Below are 18,682 nucleotides of genomic sequence, written 5' to 3'. Positions count from 1 at the left end.
GTGCACGACACGCTGGACGACCGGCTCCGTGAGGTCCTGCGGGTCCTGCGCGGAGCCGGCCGGGAGCTCGATCCCCAGGAACTGCTCGACGTCCTGTGGCTCGCCGGAAGGCTCCCGCCCGGCGGGCGCCTGCGGCAGGACGGACCGGATCCCGGTCCGGGGCCCGCGCCACGCCCGGTGCCCGAGGTCCGCAGCCCCGTGCCCGACGCGCCGGCCGGACACACCGATCCCCTCGGTGACCTGCCCGTCGCCGAGGACAGCCCCGAACTGCATGCGGCCGCGCAGCGCTCGGCTCCGCCCCGGCCCGACACGGTGGGCGTCATGGGCGACCGTGCGAGGGAGAAGCGCGCCCTGCCCCTGCGTGTTCCCGAGGACAAGGCACTCCGCGACGAACTGCTCATCGGCCGCGCGCTGCGCCCGCTGAAGCAGCGGCGCCCCAGCGTGCGGCGCCACGAGGTCGACGAGGCCGCCACCGCGGCCGCGCTCGCCGAAACGGGACTGCCGGACGTCGTCACCCGCCCCGCACGTGAACGGTGGCTTCACCTCGTCCTGCTCGTCGACGACGGTCTGTCGATGCTGCTCTGGCACCGGCTCGTCGCCGAGCTGCGCACCCTGGTGCAGAGGCTCGGGGCCTTCCGCTCGGTCCGCGTCCACGGTCTGGACAGCCGCCGAGCCTCCCCCACTCTGCGTGGACAGCCGTTCGACCCCTGCTCCACGACGATGTCGCCGTCGGTACTCACCGATCCCTCCGGTCAGACCCTCATCCTCGTGGTCAGCGACGGCATGGGCACCGCGTGGCGCACGGGCGCCATGCACGACGTGCTGCGGACCTGGTCCGCCAGCGGGCCGGTCTCGATCGTGCACGCCCTCCCGGCCTCTCTCTGGGAGGGCTCCGGAATCCAGGCCGACCGCTGGCAGGTCACCACGCGCCGCAGGGGAAGCGCAGGCGCGTCCTGGACGGTGACGGACCGGGTGCTGCCGCCCGGTGTCGCGGACTTCACCGGGATCCCCGTCCCCGTGCTCGAACCGACGGCCCGCTCCCTCCGGGACTGGGCCGACCTCGTCGGATCCCCGGGGACCACTCTCGAACTGCCGCTGCTCACCAGACCTCGCGGCGGGACCCCGGGCGCCCCGCCGGCACGCCGACTGCAGCAGTTCCGCGACGCCGCGACCCCGGAGGCCTACCGCCTCGCCGCCCATGTCGCCGCCGTCTCGCCCGTCTCGGTTCCGGTGATGCGCCTGGTTCTGGCGGCGGTGCCGTGGCCCGCGGGGACCGCGCACCTGGCAGAGGTCTTCCTCGGCGGCATGCTGCGCCTCCATCCGGCGCCGGTGCCGGGTCCCCTGCCGCCCCAGCACCAGGTGTTCGACTTTCCGGAGGAGGTGAAGGGAGCGCTGCTCGACGCCGTTCCGAGTGACGAACTCCTCCGCACGGGACGCAACATCGGCCGACGCCTGGAGCAACTCGCGGGACACTCCCCGGACTTCCCCGCATGGCTCGTCCACCCCGACGGCGGTGACGACATCCCGGAGGCGTTCCGGTCCTTCAGTGTGGTCGAGCGCCGTCTGCTCGCCCGGCTCGGCGTCTCGCTCAGACCGGCCGTGCCACTGCCGGAGGAGACCGCACACGACGAGCGCACGCCGGTGGGAACGTGGGCGCCCCTCACCCCGCGCGACCCCGCGCGCATCGGTCCCTACCGGCTCACGAAGCGCCGGGTGGGGCGGCGCACCGTCGTCTACCTCGGCAAGGACGGCGCCGGCGGCGAGGCCGCCGTACGAGTCGTCCGGCCCGACATGCCCACCTCTCTCGTTCGGCTTCTCGCCACGGAGGCCGAGGCCCTGGAGCGCATGGACGGCCGCTACGCTCCGAGGCTCCTGGGGCACGACCTGTCGGGCCATCCGGCCTGGACGGCGAGCGAGCTCGCCGCGGGTCCGAAACGGCGCCGGGCGGGACTCGTACGCCTCGCCGACGTGCTTCCCTTCTCCTCGGCCGGTGCGCGGCCGCCGCTCGACGTGCTCACCAGCATCACGCTCGCCTGGCATCTGGCAGGGGCCGTGAGCCTGTGCCACCTGCAGGGCCTGCACCCCGCCGACCTGTCACCCGAATCGATCGTCGTTCTCGACCGCTCGGTCATGCTCACGGGCCTCCTGGACTGCTCCGTCGACGGCGAGTACACCGGCGAAGGCCCTCCGCCCACCGAGGCGTCCAGCATCCAGGCGCTCGGGGAGCTCCTCCGGGCGATCGGCAGCAAGGGAAACCGCTCCACGTACTACCTCCGGGACGGCATGGAGCTCTGGCAGGGCGACACATGGGCCCCCCTCAGGGAACTCGTCCTCCGGTGCGTCGACCACGACCCCGGCCGGCGGCCCTCCGCGAGTGAGGTCGCCGCGGTACTGGCACGCTACGTGTCGATCGCCTCCGCCCTGGCCGGCCCCGCCGTGCGCGGCTCGGGGCCGTCGCGGACCGTCGAGGCCGCCTCCGGGAACCGGTCCGCGCTGGTTCCCGGCCCCGCACGGCCGCAGCGGCGTTCGGCACCGCGCATCGGCCGCCGCTCGGCACGATGGGGAGCCTCGCGGACCGAGCATGCGGAACGACTGGACAGGATCAGGACACCGCTCACCCACAGCCGCCACGTCACCCTCGTGGGGGCGCACCCCCTGGCCGGCCGGACGACCACCACCATGGTGCTGGGATCGGTCCTCGCCTCGGTGCGCGACGAACCCGTGCTGGCCCTGGACGGGGCGCCCGCGCGCGGTGAGCTCAGCAGACGACTCGCGCACCGCAACCGCGCCACCCTCAGGGAGGCCGCCGCCCTGCCCGGCGGCAGCTCCTACGACGCCTTCACCCGCCTGACCAGCGAGACGCCGCACGGACTTCAGGTACTGGCCCACAGCCCGACCCACACGGTGCCGAGCCCCGCCTACACGGAGGAGTACCGCCGCGTCATGGCGACCGCGGACCGGTACTACCCGGTGATCCTCACCGACTGGGCACCTCCGCGCATCGACCGCACGGCGGACACGGTTCTGGAGTTGACGGACCGCGTGCTGGTCTGCTGCAGCGCGACCGAGGAATCGCTGGAGGCGGCCGCCGCCCGCCTCGCCCAGATCGACGAGGCGGGCTACCCGCGGCTTGCGGCCGACGCGCTGGTGATCGTCACACGGCTCGGCGGCGGGCAGCACCCGCTGTCGGACGGAGCCGTCGAGGTCCGGCTGCTCGACCGGCGGCAAAGACCCGTGCTCGTCCCGTTCGACCACGTCCTCACCTCGGCTCCCGACCCTGCCCTGGGCCGGCTCCGCCCCGGGACGGCAGACGCCTACACGGCCCTCGCCGCAGCCCTGGTGGACCCCCCGGACCCGGACAGGGACTGATCCCACCCGGTGTGACCGCCGGTGCCCCCGCCCGACGCCGACGCGCAACCGGAGCCGGCGGGCCTCCCCCCGGCCCGGGGGAGGCCCGCCGGCTCCTCCGGACCGCGGGCACGGCCGCTCAGAGCTGCCCGACGGAGGTGACCCGCACCACGGCCCGGCCCTCCTCGTCCGAGGCCGCCAGGTCCACCTCCGCGCTGATGCCCCAGTCGTGGTCGCCCTCCGGGTCGGCGAAGGTCTGGCGCACCCGCCACAGGCCGTGCGCGGGGTCCTCCTCGATCGACAGCAGCTTCGGCCCCCGGGCGTCGGGGCCGGTGCCGAGGTCCTCGTACTCCTCCCAGTACGCGTCCATCGCCCCCGCCCACGCGTCCTCGTCCCAGCCGGACTCGGCGTCCATGGAGCCCAGTTCGGCCACCTGGTCCAGCGCCGCCAGCTCCACCCTGCGGAACAGGGCGTTGCGGACCAGCACCCTGAAGGCCCGGGCGTTCGCCGTGACCGGCCGGACCTGGTCGGCCTTCTCCTGGGCCTCCTCGGCCGTCTCCACCTCCGGATTCGCCAGCTGCTCCCACTCGTCCAGCAGGCTGGAGTCGACCTGGCGCACCATCTCGCCCAGCCAGGCGATCAGGTCCTGGAGGTCCTCCGACTTCAGGTCGTCCGGGATCGTGTGGTCCAGCGCCTTGTACGCGCTCGCCAGGTAGCGCAGCACGATGCCCTCGGTGCGGGCCAGCTCGTAGAAGGAGGTGAACTCCGTGAACGACAGCGCCCGTTCGTACATGTCCCGGATCACGGACTTCGGCGACACCGGATGGTCGCCCACCCAGGGGTGCGAGCGCCGGTAGGTGTCGTAGGCGTGCCACAGCAGCTCGTCCAGCGGCTTCGGGTAGGAGATGTCCTGCAGGCGCTCCATGCGCTCCTCGTACTCCACCCCCTCGGCCTTCATCGCCCCGACCGCCTCGCCGCGCGCCTTGTTCTGCTGCGCCGCCAGGATCTGCCGCGGGTCGTCCAGCGTCGACTCCACCACGGACACCATGTCCAGCGCGTACGAGGGCGACTCCGGGTCGAGCAGGTCGAACGCGGCCAGCGCGAAGGTGGACAGCGCCTGGTTGAGGGCGAAGTCCTGCTGGAAGTCGACCGTCAGCCGCACGATGCGCCCCTGGGCGTCGGGCGTGTCCAGCCGCTCCACGATCCCGCCGTCCAGCAGCGAGCGGTAGATCGCGATGGCCCGCCGGATGTGCCGCAGCTGCTGCCGGCGCGGCTCGTGGTTGTCCTCCAGCAGCCTGCGCATCGCCTCGAAGGCGTTCCCCGGGCGGGCGATCACCGACAGCAGCATCGCGTGGGTGACCTTGAACCGCGAGGTCAGCGGCTCGGGATCGGAGGCGATCAGCTTCTCGAAGGAGTTCTGCGACCAGGCGACGAAACCCTCCGGGGCCTTCTTGCGGACCACCTTCCGCTTCTTCTTCGGGTCGTCGCCGGCCTTGGCGAGCGCCTTCTCGTTCTCGATGACGTGCTCGGGCGCCTGCGCCACCACGAAGCCGGCCGTGTCGAACCCGGCCCGCCCCGCCCGGCCCGCGATCTGGTGGAACTCCCGGGAGCGCAGCACCCGCACCCGGTTGCCGTCGTACTTGGTCAGCGCCGTGAACAGCACCGTGCGGATGGGCACGTTCACCCCGACGCCCAGGGTGTCCGTGCCGCAGATGACCTTCAGCAGACCGGCCTGCGCCAGCTTCTCCACCAGCCGCCGGTACTTGGGGAGCATCCCCGCGTGGTGCACCCCGATGCCGTGCCGCACGTAGCGGGAGAGGTTGCGCCCGAACTTGGTGGTGAAGCGGAAGTTGCCGATCAGTTCGGCGATCCGGTCCTTCTCCTCCCGCGTGCACATGTTGATGCTCATCAGCGACTGCGCACGCTCCACCGCCTGCGCCTGGGTGAAGTGCACGATGTAGACCGGGGCCTGCTTCGTCTCCAGCAGCTCGGTCAGCGTCTCGGTGATCGGCGTGGTGCGGTACTCGTAGGACAGCGGGACCGGACGGGTGGCCGAGCGCACCACGGCCGTCTCCCGGCCGGTGCGCCGCGTGAGGTCCTTCTCGAACATCGACACGTCGCCGAGCGTCGCCGACATCAGCACGAACTGCGCCTGGGGGAGCTCCAGCAGCGGGATCTGCCACGCCCAGCCCCGGTCCTGCTCCGCATAGAAGTGGAACTCGTCCATCACCACCTGGCCGACGTCGGCGTCCCTGCCGTCGCGCAGGGCGATCGACGCCAGCACCTCGGCGGTGCAGCAGATCACCGGGGCGTCCGCGTTGACGGAGGCGTCGCCCGTCAGCATGCCCACGTTCTCGGTGCCGAACAGCTTGCACAGGTCGAAGAACTTCTCCGACACCAGGGCCTTGATCGGCGCCGTGTAGAAGGTGACCTCGTCACGGGCCAGCGCCGCGAAGTGCGCACCCGCGGCGACCAGGCTCTTCCCGGAACCGGTGGGGGTCGACAGGACGACGTTCGCCCCCGAGACCACCTCGATCAGCGCCTCCTCCTGAGCCGGATAGAGCGTGATGCCCTGGTCCTCGGCCCAGGTGGAGAAGGCCTCGTAGAGGGCGTCGGGGTCGGCGTCGGGCGGCAGCTGATCGATGAGGGTCACGCACCCATCTTGCCTGCCTTCCGCCCCGATGAGGGAACCGGCCGTCGCTCCCGAAGATCACGGCAGGTACGCTGCCTCCTCAACTCGGGTCGAGCACAACAGCGATGGGGCGGGGTACACGCACATGATGGGACCGGCGCACTCACTTTCCGGGGCGGCGGCATGGCTGGGGGTGGGAGCCGCGGCCGCGGTGGCCGGCCACCCCATGCCCTGGCCGGTGCTCGTTGTCGGAGCCCTGATCTGCGCGGGCGCCGCCCTCGCCCCCGACCTGGACCACAAGGCCGCCACGATCTCCCGGGCCTTCGGGCCGGTCTCCCGCACGCTGTGCGAGGTCGTCGACAAGCTCTCCTACGCGGTCTACAAGGCGACCCGGAAACCCGGGGACTCGCGGCGCACCGGCGGCCACCGCACGCTCACCCACACCTGGCTGTGGGCCGTGCTCGTCGGCGGCGGCGCGGCGGTGCTGGCCGCCGCGGGCGGGCGCTGGGCGGTGCTCGCCATCCTCTTCGTGCACATGGTGCTGGCCGTCGAGGGGCTGCTGTGGCGCGCCGCACGGGTCTCCAGCGACGTCCTGGTCTGGCTGCTCGGCGCCACCAGCGCCTGGATCCTGGCCGGGGTGCTGGACAAGCCCGGCAACGGCTCCGACTGGCTGTTCTCCGCCCCCGGGCAGGAGTACCTGTGGCTGGGGCTGCCCATCGTCCTGGGCGCGCTCGTCCACGACCTGGGCGACGCGCTGACGGTCTCCGGCTGCCCGATCCTGTGGCCCATCCCGGTGGGGCGCAAGCGCTGGTACCCGATCGGCCCGCCCAAGGCGATGCGCTTCCGCGCGGGCAGCTGGGTGGAGCTGAAGGTCCTCATGCCCGCCTTCATGGTGCTCGGGGGCGTGGGCGGGGCCGTGGCGCTCAACGTCTTCTGACCCCGCCCCGGTGCCCCGCCCCCCGGCCGGGCACCGGCCGCTCAGCCGTGCCAGGAGCGCCAGAGCGCCGCGTACGCACCGTCCGCCGCGACCAGCTCCGCATGGCTGCCCAGCTCGCTGATCCGCCCGTCCTCGACCACCGCGATCACGTCCGCGTCGTGCGCCGTGTGGAGCCGGTGGGCGATCGCCACGACCGTCCGCCCGTCCAGCACCCGCGACAGCGAGTGCTCCAGCCGGCGCGCCGCCCGCGGGTCGAGCAGCGAGGTCGCCTCGTCCAGGACCAGCGTGTGCGGGTCGGCCAGCACCAGGCGCGCCAGCGCGATCTGCTGGGCCTGGGCGGGCGTCAGCACCGTGCCCCCGGATCCCACCTCCGTGTCGAGGCCCTTGGGGAGCGCCGAGGCCCACCCCTGCGCGTCCACCGCTCCGAGCGCCGCCCACAGCGCGGCGTCCTCGGCGTCCGGCCGGGCGAGCCGCAGGTTGTCGCGCAGCGCACCCACGAACACGTGGTGCTCCTGGTTGACCAGCGCCACATGCGCGCGGACCCGCTCCGCGGGCATGCGCGCCAGCTCGGCGGCGCCCAGCGTCACGGTGCCCGCCCGCGGCGCGTAGATCCCCGCGAGCAGCCTCCCCAGCGTGGACTTGCCCGCGCCCGACGGACCCACCAGCGCCAGCCGCGTGCCGGGCGCGACCTCCATCGACACCCGGTGCAGCACGTCGACGCCCTCCCGGTAGCCGAAGCGGACCTCCCGGGCGCGGACCTCACGGCCCTCGGGCCGCAGCCGGCCGTCCCCCGCGTCCGGCTCGATCTCCCGCACGCCGACCAGCCGCCCCAGCGACACCTGCGCCACCTGGAGCTCGTCGTACCAGCGCAGAACCAGGTTGACCGGATCGACCATCATCTGCGCCAGCAGGGCCGAGGTCGTCAGCTGCCCGATCCCGATCCACCCCTGGAGGACGAACACCCCGCCCACCATGAGCACCGAGGCGAGCACCGTCGCATGGGTGAGACTGACGACGGGGAAGAGCACCGAGCGCAGCGAGAGGGTGTACCGCTCCCAGGCCGTCCACTCGCCGATCCGCCGGTCCGACAGCGCCACCCGCCGCCGCCCCAGCCGGTGGGCCTCCACGGTCCGCCCCGCGTCGACCGTCTCCGCCAGCGCGGCCGCGACCGCCGCGTACCCGGCGGCCTCCGACCGGTACGCGGACGGCGCCCGCCGGAAGTACCAGCGGCACCCCGCCACCAGCAGCGGGACGGCGAGCAGCACCGCCGGCGCCAGCGGCGGGGCGGTGACCGCGAGTCCGCCCAGCAGCAGTGCGATCCACAGCACGCCGATGGCCAGCTGCGGGACGGCCTCCCGCATCGCGTTCGCGAGCCGGTCGACGTCCGTGGTGATCCGGGACAGCAGGTCACCGGTGCCGGCCCGCTCCAGGACGCCCGGCGGCAGCCTCACCGACCGCACCAGGAAGTCCTCCCGCAGGTCGGCCAGCATCCGCTCGCCGAGCACCGCGGCGCGCAGCCGCGTCATCCGCACGAACACCGCCTGCACCGCGAGCGCCGACACGAACAGCACCGCGGTGCGCCCCGCACTCGGCTCCGGCGCGCCCTCGGCCGCCCGCTGCACCAGCCCGCCCAGCAGCCACGGCCCCACCATGGACGCGATCACCGCGACCGCGTTCGCGCCGACGAGCGCCGCGAACGCGGTGCGATGACGCCCCAGCAGCTCGCGCACGTAGCTGCGCACGGTCGCCGGGGAGCCCACCGGGAGCGTCGCCGCGACGCGCGGCGCGTCCGGGTCGTGGTCCGGGGGCGCGAGGCCGATCATGCCGTCTCCTCGATGTCGGTGGGGCTGCGTTCGGGGCCGCCGGGTGCGCCGCCCCGCACGGGGCGGGGGCCGTCCTCCTCGGGGCGCCGGGACACCACGGCCCGGTAGCCGGGCTCCCCGGCCATCAGCTCCCGGTGGCCGCCCACCGCCGCGACCCGGCCGTCCCGCACCAGAACGACCCGCTCCGCGGCGTCCAGCAACAGCGGCGAGGAGGTGAGGACGACCGTGGTCCGGCCCGCACGCAGGGCGCCGACCCCGCGCGCGATGCGGGCCTCGGTGTGCGCGTCGACGGCCGACGTCGGCTCGTCGAGCACCAGTACCCCGGGGTCGGCCACGAGCGAGCGGGCCAGGGCGAGGCGCTGGCGCTGCCCGCCGGAGAGCGAGCGGCCCCGCTCGGTGACCTGGGCGGCGGCCGGGTCACCGTCCGGAGCGGCCTGGGCCAGGGCGTCGAGGACGTCCGCGCACTGCGCCGCGTCGAGCGCGGCCGCCGGGTCGACCCTGCCGGAAGCCGGGACGTCCAGCAGCTCGGTCAGCGTGCCGGACAGCAGCACCGGGTCCTTGTCCTGGACGAGCACCGCGGCCCGGGCCGCCTCCAGCGGCAGCCCCTCCAGCGGCACCCCGCCGAGCAGTACCGACGGCAGGCCCGCCGCGTCCGGCGGATGGCCGCCGAGCCGCTCCGCCAGCCGGCCCGCCGCGTCGGGGTCCCCGCAGACCACGGCGGTCAGCACCCCGGCCGGGGCGAGCAGGCCGGTGGAGGGGTCGTACAGGTCTCCGGACGGGGCGGCGGCCCCGGGCGCGCCCGGGCCTTCGCCGGGTACGGCCGCGACCGCGCCCGGAGCGGGGGAACGCTCCATACGGAGCACCCGGGCCGCGCGCGCGGCCGAGGGCCGGGAGAAGGAGTACGCCATGGCGATCTCCTCGAAATGCCGCAGCGGGTAGCCCAGCAGCATCACGGCGCTGTACACGGTGACCAACTGCCCCACCCCGATGCGGCCCTCGCCGACCAGGGCGATGCCGTACCAGACGACGCAGATCGAGAGGACCCCCGGGAGGAGCACCTGGAGCGCCGAGATCAGCGACCACGTCCGGGCGCTGCGGACGGCGGCACGGCGCACCTCCTGCGAGGCCTCGCGATAGCGGCCGAGGAAGAGCTCCTCGCCGCCGATGCCGCGCAGCACCCGCAGTCCGGCGACGGTGTCGGCCGCCAGCTCGGTGGCCCGTCCCGCCTTCTCGCGCTGGACGTCGGCGAGCCGGGTGGCCCGCGGCAGCAGGGGCAGCACCCCGAGTGCCAGTACCGGGACCCCCACCGACACCAGGATGCCGAGTTCGGGCTGGTGCACCAGGAGCGCCGCGCACACCAGCACCACCGTGAGCGCGGCCGCCAGGAAGCGCGAGACCGCCTCCACGAACCAGCCGATCTTCTCCACGTCGCCGGTGGACACCGCCACCACCTCGCCCGCGGCGACCCGGCGGGTCAGCGCCGACCCCAGCGCCGCGGTCCGCCGGGCCAGCAGCTGCTGGGTGCGGGCCGCGGCGGTGATCCAGTTGGTGACGGCCGTGCGGTGCAGCATGGTGTCGCCGAGCGCGATGCCCGCGGCCGCGAGGGCCAGCAGACCGCCGGCGGACGCCAGGCCCCGGCCCGAGCCGTCGGCGACGGCCTGCACCGCGCGGCCGACGCCGTAGGACAGGGCCACCACCGACGCGAAGTGGAGCATGCCCCAGCCCAGGGCCCTCAGCTGGCCCCCGAGTTGACGGCGGCCGAGCCACAGCAGGAACCGGGTCCCCGAGCGGGCGTCCGGATCGCCCGGATCGGGATACGGAAGGTCGCGGATCTGCATGACGTCCCAGGGCTCGGAGCTGGAGGGGGCCGTGCAAGGTTCCCCGGGCCCGGGCGCACGGGCAACGGGTTTTTCTCCGCCGCGCCGCGCCGCGCCGCGCCGCGCCGCGCCGCGCCGCGCCGCGCCGCGCCCCGCCACCGCGGCACCGGGTGCGGACGGCGGAGCGGGGGCGGCAGGTGCCCGGTGGCCTGCCGACCGGGCCGAGGAGGCCGTACCGCCTGCGTGCGCGGCGGCCGAGGGGCGCAGACTGGTGCGCATGGCCGAGCTGCGCGCACCCTCCGCCGACGGGGAGTCCGTCACGGCGCTCGACGACGGGTCGGGGCCGCCCCTGCTGCTCGTCCACGGAGGAGCGGGGAGCGCCGCGTCCTGGGACGCCGTCGTCCCGTGGCTGGCGGACGACTTCCGGGTGGTCAGGGTGACCCGGCGCATCTACGCCCCCGGGGCGGGGGTTCCGGCGGGCCACTCCATGGCCGTCGAGGCGGCGGACCTCTCGGCGCTCGCCCGCCGCCTGGCTCCGCCCGTGCTCCTGGTCGGCCACTCCTCCGGGGCCGTCGCCGCCCTGGAGGCGGCCGTGCGCGCGCCCGCCCTCTGGGCCGGCCTGCTGCTCTACGAACCCCCGGTGCCCACCCGGTCTCCGGTCGGGGCGGAGGCGGCCGTGCGCGCCCGCGCGGCGCTCGCCGCGGGAGACCCCGGCCGGGCGGTGCGCATCCAGCTGCGCGACATCGTCCGCGAACCCCCGGAACGGGTCGAGCGGCTGCTCGCGGATCCCGTGAGGAGGTCCCGGCTCACCGCCGGGCTGCCGGCGCAGATCGCCGACATCGACGCGGTCGACGCGCTCGGGGTCGGCGTCGACCGGTTCCGGCGGCTCGATCTGCCGACCACGCTGGTGGAGGGCGACAGGAGCCCGGCCCACCTGCGCGAGCGGCTGGCCGACCTGGCGGGAGCGCTGCCGGACGCGACCGTCGTCACCCTCGCCGGGCAAGGGCACTCCGCCCACCTCGCGGCCCCGCAGGCGCTGGCGGACGCGATCCGGGACACGGCCCGACGCGCCTTCCGCACCGGCTGAGCCCCTCCCGCCGCCGGCCGGCTCGTCACAGGAGCAGTACCGCCGCGCCCCACAGCACCGAGAGCGCCACCAGCAGCGGCCCGACCGGCATGCCCTGCCGACCCGTCGGCGCCTCCCGCGAGGGCCGCAGCTCCGGTCGGAGCAGCAGCACCCGCAGCTCCTCCGCGGCGCGCAGCGCATGCGGCTCCCGGCCCAGACGGCGCTCCAGCCACGCCCAGCCGGTGGGGGAGAGGTCGACGGAGGAGTCCTCGGCCCGGTCGACGCGGATGCCGTCCTCGGAGTGCCGTACGGACACGATCGCGCTCCACGGGACGCGCCGCACGCGCCAGGCCCCCGTCACCCACAACCCGTCACGGTCGGCGGTGACACGCCAGCCGACCGCCGTCGCCACGGCCGTCACCATCCACGGCAGCACCACGGCCAGCCACAGCCAGCGCCACGAGGGACCCTCGTCGAGCCCCGCCCAGATGCCGCCGCCCTGCACCAGCAGCAGGCCGCAGCCCACCGCGCGCGAGAAGCCGTCGGCCGCCCACGCCCGGGGCTCCTCCGTCGGCCCCAGACCCGCGGCGATCTCCTCCCAGGGCCGCCGCGGGCTCTTCCGCCCGAGAGGTCCCGGGCCGCGCTCCAACGGTCCCGGAACGGCCGGCCGCACCCCGCTGACACTGCACTCGACCGCCGCCTCGGGCTCGTCCGCGTCTCCCAGCGCGACGAACGCGACCTCGGCGCCGGTGCAGGGGGCGCCGAACAGCACGGCCTGCCGCAGCGGCGGGGGAGGGGCCTCGCCGCCGAGGATCCCCGCGACCCTGTCGAGCCCGGCGGGGGCCGCCGTACCGTCGTCCGCGCCGCCCGGGCCGTCCTCGTCCTCCTCGTCCCCGAAGGCGTACAGCGAGTGGAAGTGCAGGATCGGCCGCAGGCCCTCCGGGTCGTCGGCCGCGAACACCCGGGTGCGGCCGTCGGCGTCGTCCTCGCGCACCAGGACCTGCAGCACCGGCTGCGGCCCGCGGCGCAGCCGCTTCGAACGGGTCCGCCCGGCCAGGCCGTTCGCGAGGAAGGCCAGCCCCGAAACGGAGCCGGCGACGGCCAGCAGCTCCCAGCCCAGGGCGTCGTAGGGCTCCGCCACCAGTGCCTTCCAGTCGCCGTCCACGACGATGTCGACCCGGCTGCCCACGGGGAAGTCCTCGGGAAAGGCCGTCTCGAAGCGGTGGGTGCGCCCGCCGGCCTCCACCGTCAGGACGTCGACGTCCTCGTGCTGCCCCAGGGCCGTGACCCGTCCCGACAGGGGCGTGGCTCCTGCGGCCCGCTCCCCGTAGGCGCCGGCGACCTGCCCGGCCTGCCAGCAGCCGAAGACCGCGGCGAGGAGCAGCGGCGTGGCCAGGACGACGGAGAGCCGGCCGCGCCGGAAGCCCTGCGCGCGGGCGGGCAGGGGATGCGCGACCCCTCCGGACGCCTCGGTGGCGCAGGCCCGCTGCCGCCCGGCGGCGGCCAGCCGGTGGACGAGCCCGGTGAGGGTGAACGCCGCGGCCGCGAGGAAGGCCAGCGCGGACGGTTCACCGAACGCGGCCGCGAAGCCGCCCTCGGCGGCGTATGCCGCCAGTGTGACGCCGAGGCCCGCGAGCGCGAGCCGCGGCTGACGCCACACCCAGTACAGGGTCAGCAGCATGACGGTGGCCAGGCCCATGCCGGGCCAGTCGGTCCCGCACGGGGCGGCGGAGGTGCAGGGGGCGACGGGAGACGCCGCCACGTCCCACACCAGCGAGGCGGTCAGGGCCGACAGCGCCCACAGGGGATGCGCCCACCGGGCGGGCGCGGCGGCGAGCCAGCGCCGGGCGTCGGGGGTCCGCCAGGCGGCGGTCCCGGGGGGTATGTGCTCGGCGGGCAACGGCACAGGAAGCGTGGTCACCCGCGCATTATGGCCATCGGCGAACCACGGGGCTGCGACCGCTCCCCCAAGAGCGTCTTGTTCCAGTGAGGGTGTTCGGTGGGCCGACACCGGCTACCGCACCGAGGTCATCGACCACGGCGCCCACCTCGGCATCGACGTCGAAGTCGTCCAGCGCGACCCCGGCCAGAAGGGCTTCAAGATCCTCCCGCGGCCCTGGGTCGTCGAGCGGACCTTCGGCTGGCTCATGCAACACCACCGTCGTCTCGCCCGCGACTACGCAACCCACCCACACCGTTCCGAAACCATGATCAAGCTCGCGATGGTCGCCCTGATAAGCCGCCGTCTCACCCGGGAAACCACCCCGAACTGGCGCGATACCTGACGCCCTTACCGAACACCCTCGCTGGGATGGAACACTCTTTCAGTGAGGGCGTCCTCATATCGGACGGGACGCGGCCGACGAGCCGTAGCCAGTCCAGGTGACCTGCGGACAGCGAAGTGCGTTCACAGCCACGCAAGCAGGGATTGGTCAAGTTCCCCGGGTGTCCATGTTGTTGATGATGCCCAGGATGGGGAGCGCTCGTTCGGATTCATCGCGGATCGCCCGGGTGGTCTTGGCGATGTTGTCGGCTCCGAGGGTTCTCAGCACGCCCATGGCCAGATTGCGGAGGGTCGCCATGGCGCGGGGTGTGGTTCCGGTGTGAACGGTGGAGGCGTCCTCGGCGAAGGTGACGTCCCTGATGGGGTGCGAGGAGTTCTCCACTGCCCAGTGCCCGCGGATCGCGGCGGCCAGGTCGGTCGGGCCGGTCTGGTGGGCGTCGAGAATGGTGACGGCATAGACGCTCTCACGGGTCTCGCGTTCGCTGGTGGGCTGGCGACGGCGCCGGCCAGGTCCAGCGGCGCCAGCAGCGGCCGGAAGTGCGTTGTTTCGTTCGTCTTCGCGCCGATCTCCATCTGGGCGAGGGGCACGAAGCGGACGGGGCATCCTCGAAGGAGACGCTGTGAACGCGGCATTTCATCGATGGCGAGCACGATCTAGAGTAGAACTCCTGTCGATGATCACGTCCGAAGGGGTTTGCCTGTGAAGCTCCCGATACGTTCCGCGCTTGTCGGTACGTTCGCCTCGGCGATGGCGGTGATCACCCTCGCGGTAGCGCCCGCTGCGCACGCCGGGAACATGGTATGTAGTTCGGATACGGCCACGTCGTGGTACTTCGCCGACTGCAATCGGTACGTCAAGAGCGACGGCGGGGTCAGTGGCGCGGCGGCGTTATACCATACGAACTCGCTGTCCCTGAACGCGTACACCTTCTTCCACCCCAGGACGACGTCCTCGAACTACGTCGGCCTCCGCAACGACCTCAACGTCACCACGCAGCACACGGTGTACTACTACACCACCACCGGCAAGAAGGTGCTGCTGATCAACTGGTATCTGGAGCCGGGCCAAACCCACTGGTGGGAGAACCTGAACATCCCGCGCAAGGCGAAGATCCGGGTGGCGGTGTACAACTCGTCCTCGGGCGGCGCATCCAACACTCAGTTGAAGAACAACTGACCTTCGCACCGCGACAGTGCTCCGCCCTCTGTGAAGGTCACGGCATCGCCGTCAACCAGCGCGAGCGTCCCGCGCGGGCCGACCGGGCCGCGCTCATACAGCGGTTGGCGCCACAGGTTGCGGCGTGACCTGTACAGGTTACGGCGGCCCGCGAGGTTCTGACACGCCGTCCGCCCTCCCCGACGTCCGCGCCCTGCTCGGCTCCTACCTGATCCGGCACCCCGGCGAATGCGAGGCCCTCGACGGGCTGCTGACCGCCCTGGGTGCCGACCGTGACCCGACTGAAGGGTGTTGCAGAAGGCTCAGTCTTGGGCATTTTGCCTGTATGGGTGGGGTGTTGCGGGCTGAGCCGGTGTGGGTGGAGACGTTCACGGGCTTGCGGTTGGAGCGGTTCGTGAAGCTGGTGAAGGCGGTTCGGGAGCGAGGGGGTAACGGGCCGGGTGGTGGCCGGCCGTGGTGTCCGTGGCTGCCCGACCGGGTGTTGCTGCTGGCCGTGCACTACCGGACGAACCTCGCCATGCGGCAGCTCGCGCGCCTGTTCGGGGTGTCGCCCGCCACGGTCTGCCGGGTCATCCAGTGGCTCCGTCCGCTGCTGGCGCTCGAGCCGGATGCGCGGCCGGTGGCGGACACGGACCGGTTGTGGATCGTGGACGGCACCCTGATCCCGGTCCGCGACCGGAAGGTGGGCGCCTCGTCCCGCAACTACCGGTTCTCGGCGAACGTGCAGGTCATCATCGATGCCGACAGCCGCCTGGTCATCGCGGCGGCTCGGCCGGCGCCGGGCAACACGGCCGACGCGCATGTCTGGCGCGAGTCGGACCTGCCCGCCATGGCGGCGGGCACGACGGTGATCGCCGATGGCGCCTCCCTTGGCGCCGGTCTGATCGTCCCGCACCGCAAGAGAGCCGGGCGCCCTCTTCTGCACGGGCAGGAGAAGGACGACGCCGAGCACCGACGGGTCAGGGCCCGTGTCGAGCACGCCTTCGCCCGGATGAAGAACTGGAAGATCCTGCGCGACTGCCGACAGCGAGGCGACGGCCTCCACCATGCCGTCCAGGCCGTCGCCGCCATGCACAACCGCGTCATGGCACGGTGAATCACCAGCTCAAACGCCAATTCGGCCTGCCCGAAGCGGACCTTCTACAACACCCCTTGGGGGAGCGGCCGCGGCGCCCGCCCGCCGCACCTGCTCAGCAGTCCGGTCCCGGTGCCGCTCCGTCCACCAGCGTGGACAACAGGCCGCCCAGCGCCTCGCGCTGGGCGGCCGTCAGGGGGGCGAGGACGTCCTCGGCGGCGGCGCGCCGGGCCTCGCGCAGGGTCCGCAGCGCCGACCGCCCGGTGTCGGTGAGCTCCACGCGGGTCACCCGCCGGCTGGCGGGGTCGGCCACCCGGCGCACGCAGCCGTTCTCCTCCAGGGCGTCCACCAGGCTGGTCACCGCACGCGGGACGACCTCCAGACGCGCGGCGATGTCCGCCATCCGCGGGGGCGTGTCGCAGTGGGCCACCGTGCGCAGCAGCCTGAACTGCGCCGGGGTGATGGCGAGCCCGGCCGCCGCCAGCTGGCGCTTCTGGGTGCGGTGCAGGCGACGGGTGAGCCTGAGCAGCTGCTCGGCGAGTACTCCGTCCGCGTCCGGTGTCGTCATGCGGGAACAATATCAGGACCCCGTTCATTGTGAAGAGAGGTAACAGTGAGCTAACCTCCCTGCGGGCCCACCGCCCCGCCCCTGCCCCGAGGAGACCGTTGCGCCCCGACGACACCGGACAGCCCGAGTGGAACCCGCCCCCGCGCACCCCGGACCAGCCGCCCGCCGACGTGCCGCGCATCCTGCGCCTGTTCCGGCCCTACCGGGGGAGGCTGGCCGTCGTGGGGCTCCTCGTCGGGGCCTCCTCGCTGGTCTCGGTCGCCTCGCCGTTCCTGCTGCGCGAGATCCTGGACACCGCCATCCCCGAGGGCCGCACGGGGCTGCTCAGCCTCCTGGCACTCGGCATGATCGGCACCGCCGTCCTGACCAGTGTCTTCGGCGTGCTCCAGACCCTGATCTCCACGACGGTCGGCCAGCGGGTCATGCACGACCTGCGCACCGCCGTCTACGCGCAGCTCCAGCGGATGCCGCTGGCCTTCTTCACCCGCACGCGCACCGGCGAGGTGCAGTCGCGCATCGCCAACGACATCGGCGGGATGCAGGCCACGGTCACCTCCACGGCCACCTCCCTGGTCTCCAACCTCACCGCCGTGGTGGCCACGGTCCTCGCCATGCTCGCCCTGGAGTGGCGGCTGACGGTGGTGTCACTGCTCCTGCTGCCCGTCTTCGTGTGGATCAGCAGACGGGTGGGGCGCGAGCGCAAGAAGATCACCACCCGGCGCCAAAAGCAGATGGCCGCGATGGCGGCCACGGTCACCGAGTCGCTCTCCGTCAGCGGCATCCTGCTCGGCCGCACCATGGGGCGCGCGGATTCGCTGACCGGCGCCTTCGCCCAGGAGTCGGAGCGGCTGGTCGACCTGGAGGTGCGCTCCAGCATGGCCGGGCGCTGGCGGATGGCCACCATCGGCATCGTGATGGCGGCCATGCCCGCGCTCCTCTACTGGGCCGCGGGGATCGCCCTCCAGGGCGGCGGGCCGGCGATCTCCATCGGGACCCTCGTCGCCTTCGTCTCCCTGCAACAGGGCCTGTTCCGCCCGGCGGTGAGCCTGCTCTCCACCGGTGTGCAGATGCAGACCTCGCTCGCCCTCTTCCAGCGCATCTTCGAGTACCTCGACCTTCCCGTCGACATCAGCGAGCCGGAGCGGCCCGTTCGCCTGGAAGCGGTGGCGGGGGAGGTGCGCTTCGAGAAGGTCGACTTCGCCTACGACCCGGACGCCGACCGTCCCACCCTCGACGCCATCGACGTGACGGTGCCCCCCGGCGGCTCCCTCGCCGTCGTCGGCGCCACCGGGTCCGGCAAGTCGACGCTCAGCTACCTGGTGCCGCGGCTCTACGACGTGACCGGCGGCCGCGTCACCCTGGACGGCGTGGACGTGCGCGACCTGGACTTCGACACCCTCGCCCGGGCGGTCGGGGTGGTCTCCCAGGAGGTGTACCTCTTCCACGCCTCCGTCGCCGACAACCTGCGCTTCGCCAAACCCGACGCGACCGACGCGGAGATCGAGGCCGCCGCGCGGGCCGCCCAGATCCACGACCACATCGCCGCCCTGCCCGACGGGTACGACACCCTCGTCGGCGAGCGCGGCTACCGCTTCTCCGGTGGTGAGAAGCAGCGCCTGGCCATCGCGCGCACGATCCTGCGGGACCCGCCCGTGCTCATCCTGGACGAGGCGACCAGCGCACTGGACACCCGCACCGAGCAGGCCGTGCAGAGGGCCGTCGAGGCTCTTTCCGCGGGGCGGACGACCATCACCATCGCCCATCGGCTCTCCACGGTCCGCGACGCCGACGAGATCGTCGTCCTGGAGGCCGGCCGCATCGCCGAGCGCGGTACCCATGCCGAACTGCTGGACGCCGGAGGCCGCTACGCCGCGCTGGTACGCAGGGACGCGGAGGGGCGCCCGCCCGCGGAGGCCGCCGTGGGGTGACGGCTCCCGGGGCCGGGGCCTGGCCGA

At 73.6% G+C, this 18,682-nt stretch carries 12 protein-coding genes and 1 pseudogene; 7 read left to right on the top strand and 6 right to left on the bottom strand.

Annotated features, from left to right (window positions below):
• On the top strand, window positions 1-3,369 hold the full coding sequence (locus NPS70_RS16920; protein WP_256525101.1) for an SAV_2336 N-terminal domain-related protein: 3,369 nt from the start codon (window positions 1-3) through the stop codon (window positions 3,367-3,369).
• A gap of 118 nt (window positions 3,370-3,487) precedes the next feature.
• Here NPS70_RS16920 and NPS70_RS16915 read toward each other — a convergent pair whose 3' ends face one another.
• Complete coding sequence (locus tag NPS70_RS16915; protein ID WP_256525100.1) at window positions 3,488-6,001, bottom strand: DEAD/DEAH box helicase; 2,514 nt, start codon at window positions 5,999-6,001, stop codon at window positions 3,488-3,490.
• Window positions 6,002-6,125: 124 nt separating this feature from the next.
• Between NPS70_RS16915 and NPS70_RS16910 the strand changes: the two genes are divergently transcribed.
• Window positions 6,126-6,917, top strand: coding sequence for a metal-dependent hydrolase (locus NPS70_RS16910; protein WP_256525099.1), 792 nt, complete (start codon window positions 6,126-6,128; stop codon window positions 6,915-6,917).
• A 41-nt stretch (window positions 6,918-6,958) separates the two neighbouring features.
• Here NPS70_RS16910 and NPS70_RS16905 read toward each other — a convergent pair whose 3' ends face one another.
• On the bottom strand, window positions 6,959-8,740 hold the full coding sequence (locus tag NPS70_RS16905; RefSeq protein WP_256525097.1) for an ABC transporter ATP-binding protein: 1,782 nt from the start codon (window positions 8,738-8,740) through the stop codon (window positions 6,959-6,961).
• On the bottom strand, window positions 8,737-10,578 hold the full coding sequence (locus NPS70_RS16900; RefSeq protein WP_256525096.1) for an ABC transporter ATP-binding protein: 1,842 nt from the start codon (window positions 10,576-10,578) through the stop codon (window positions 8,737-8,739). The genes NPS70_RS16905 and NPS70_RS16900 overlap by 4 nt, the downstream gene beginning before the upstream one ends.
• A gap of 256 nt (window positions 10,579-10,834) precedes the next feature.
• On the opposite strand from NPS70_RS16900, the gene NPS70_RS16895 reads away from it, so the two are divergent.
• Complete coding sequence (locus tag NPS70_RS16895) at window positions 10,835-11,644, top strand: alpha/beta fold hydrolase (RefSeq protein ID WP_256525095.1); 810 nt, start codon at window positions 10,835-10,837, stop codon at window positions 11,642-11,644.
• Window positions 11,645-11,669: 25 nt separating this feature from the next.
• Here NPS70_RS16895 and NPS70_RS16890 read toward each other — a convergent pair whose 3' ends face one another.
• The gene (locus tag NPS70_RS16890; protein ID WP_256525094.1) at window positions 11,670-13,544 is read right to left on the bottom strand and encodes a hypothetical protein; all 1,875 of its coding nucleotides are present in this window, start codon (window positions 13,542-13,544) and stop codon (window positions 11,670-11,672) included.
• 79 nt (window positions 13,545-13,623) lie between these two features.
• Between NPS70_RS16890 and NPS70_RS16885 the strand changes: the two are divergent.
• Window positions 13,624-13,908, top strand: a pseudogene (locus NPS70_RS16885) (transposase); the annotation flags it as partial.
• A gap of 147 nt (window positions 13,909-14,055) precedes the next feature.
• Here NPS70_RS16885 and NPS70_RS16880 read toward each other — a convergent pair.
• Window positions 14,056-14,289, bottom strand: coding sequence for a hypothetical protein (locus NPS70_RS16880; protein WP_256525092.1), 234 nt, complete (start codon window positions 14,287-14,289; stop codon window positions 14,056-14,058).
• A 318-nt stretch (window positions 14,290-14,607) separates the two neighbouring features.
• On the opposite strand from NPS70_RS16880, the gene NPS70_RS16875 reads away from it, so the two are divergent.
• Together NPS70_RS16875 and NPS70_RS16870 are read left to right on the top strand one after the other, a co-directional pair.
• The gene (locus tag NPS70_RS16875) at window positions 14,608-15,084 is read left to right on the top strand and encodes a hypothetical protein (RefSeq protein ID WP_256525091.1); all 477 of its coding nucleotides are present in this window, start codon (window positions 14,608-14,610) and stop codon (window positions 15,082-15,084) included.
• A 325-nt stretch (window positions 15,085-15,409) separates the two neighbouring features.
• Entirely contained in the window at window positions 15,410-16,180 is a 771-nt protein-coding gene (locus NPS70_RS16870) for a transposase family protein (RefSeq protein ID WP_256525129.1), read from the top strand.
• A 94-nt stretch (window positions 16,181-16,274) separates the two neighbouring features.
• Here NPS70_RS16870 and NPS70_RS16865 read toward each other — a convergent pair whose 3' ends face one another.
• A complete protein-coding gene (locus NPS70_RS16865; protein WP_256525090.1) occupies window positions 16,275-16,727 on the bottom strand; it encodes a MarR family winged helix-turn-helix transcriptional regulator in 453 nt (150 codons plus the stop codon).
• 98 nt (window positions 16,728-16,825) lie between these two features.
• Between NPS70_RS16865 and NPS70_RS16860 the strand changes: the two genes are divergently transcribed.
• Window positions 16,826-18,655, top strand: coding sequence for an ABC transporter ATP-binding protein (locus NPS70_RS16860; RefSeq protein WP_256525089.1), 1,830 nt, complete (start codon window positions 16,826-16,828; stop codon window positions 18,653-18,655).
• Window positions 18,656-18,682: the final 27 nt, after the last annotated feature.

This window comes from Streptomyces sp. C10-9-1, assembly GCF_024497955.1.
In the GTDB taxonomy this organism is placed as follows: domain Bacteria; phylum Actinomycetota; class Actinomycetes; order Streptomycetales; family Streptomycetaceae; genus Streptomyces; species Streptomyces sanyensis.
This window is presented reverse-complemented; position numbering and strand designations above follow the sequence as displayed.

Coding starts and splice junctions, on each gene's coding strand:
- NPS70_RS16905 (WP_256525097.1), bottom strand. CDS start 8,740: ATGATCGGCCTCGCGCCCCCGGACCACGACCCGGACGCGCCGCGCGTC.
- NPS70_RS16865 (WP_256525090.1), bottom strand. CDS start 16,727: ATGACGACACCGGACGCGGACGGAGTACTCGCCGAGCAGCTGCTCAGG.
- NPS70_RS16900 (WP_256525096.1), bottom strand. CDS start 10,578: ATGCAGATCCGCGACCTTCCGTATCCCGATCCGGGCGATCCGGACGCC.
- NPS70_RS16910 (WP_256525099.1), top strand. CDS start 6,126: ATGATGGGACCGGCGCACTCACTTTCCGGGGCGGCGGCATGGCTGGGG.
- NPS70_RS16895 (WP_256525095.1), top strand. CDS start 10,835: ATGGCCGAGCTGCGCGCACCCTCCGCCGACGGGGAGTCCGTCACGGCG.
- NPS70_RS16870 (WP_256525129.1), top strand. CDS start 15,410: ATGGGTGGGGTGTTGCGGGCTGAGCCGGTGTGGGTGGAGACGTTCACG.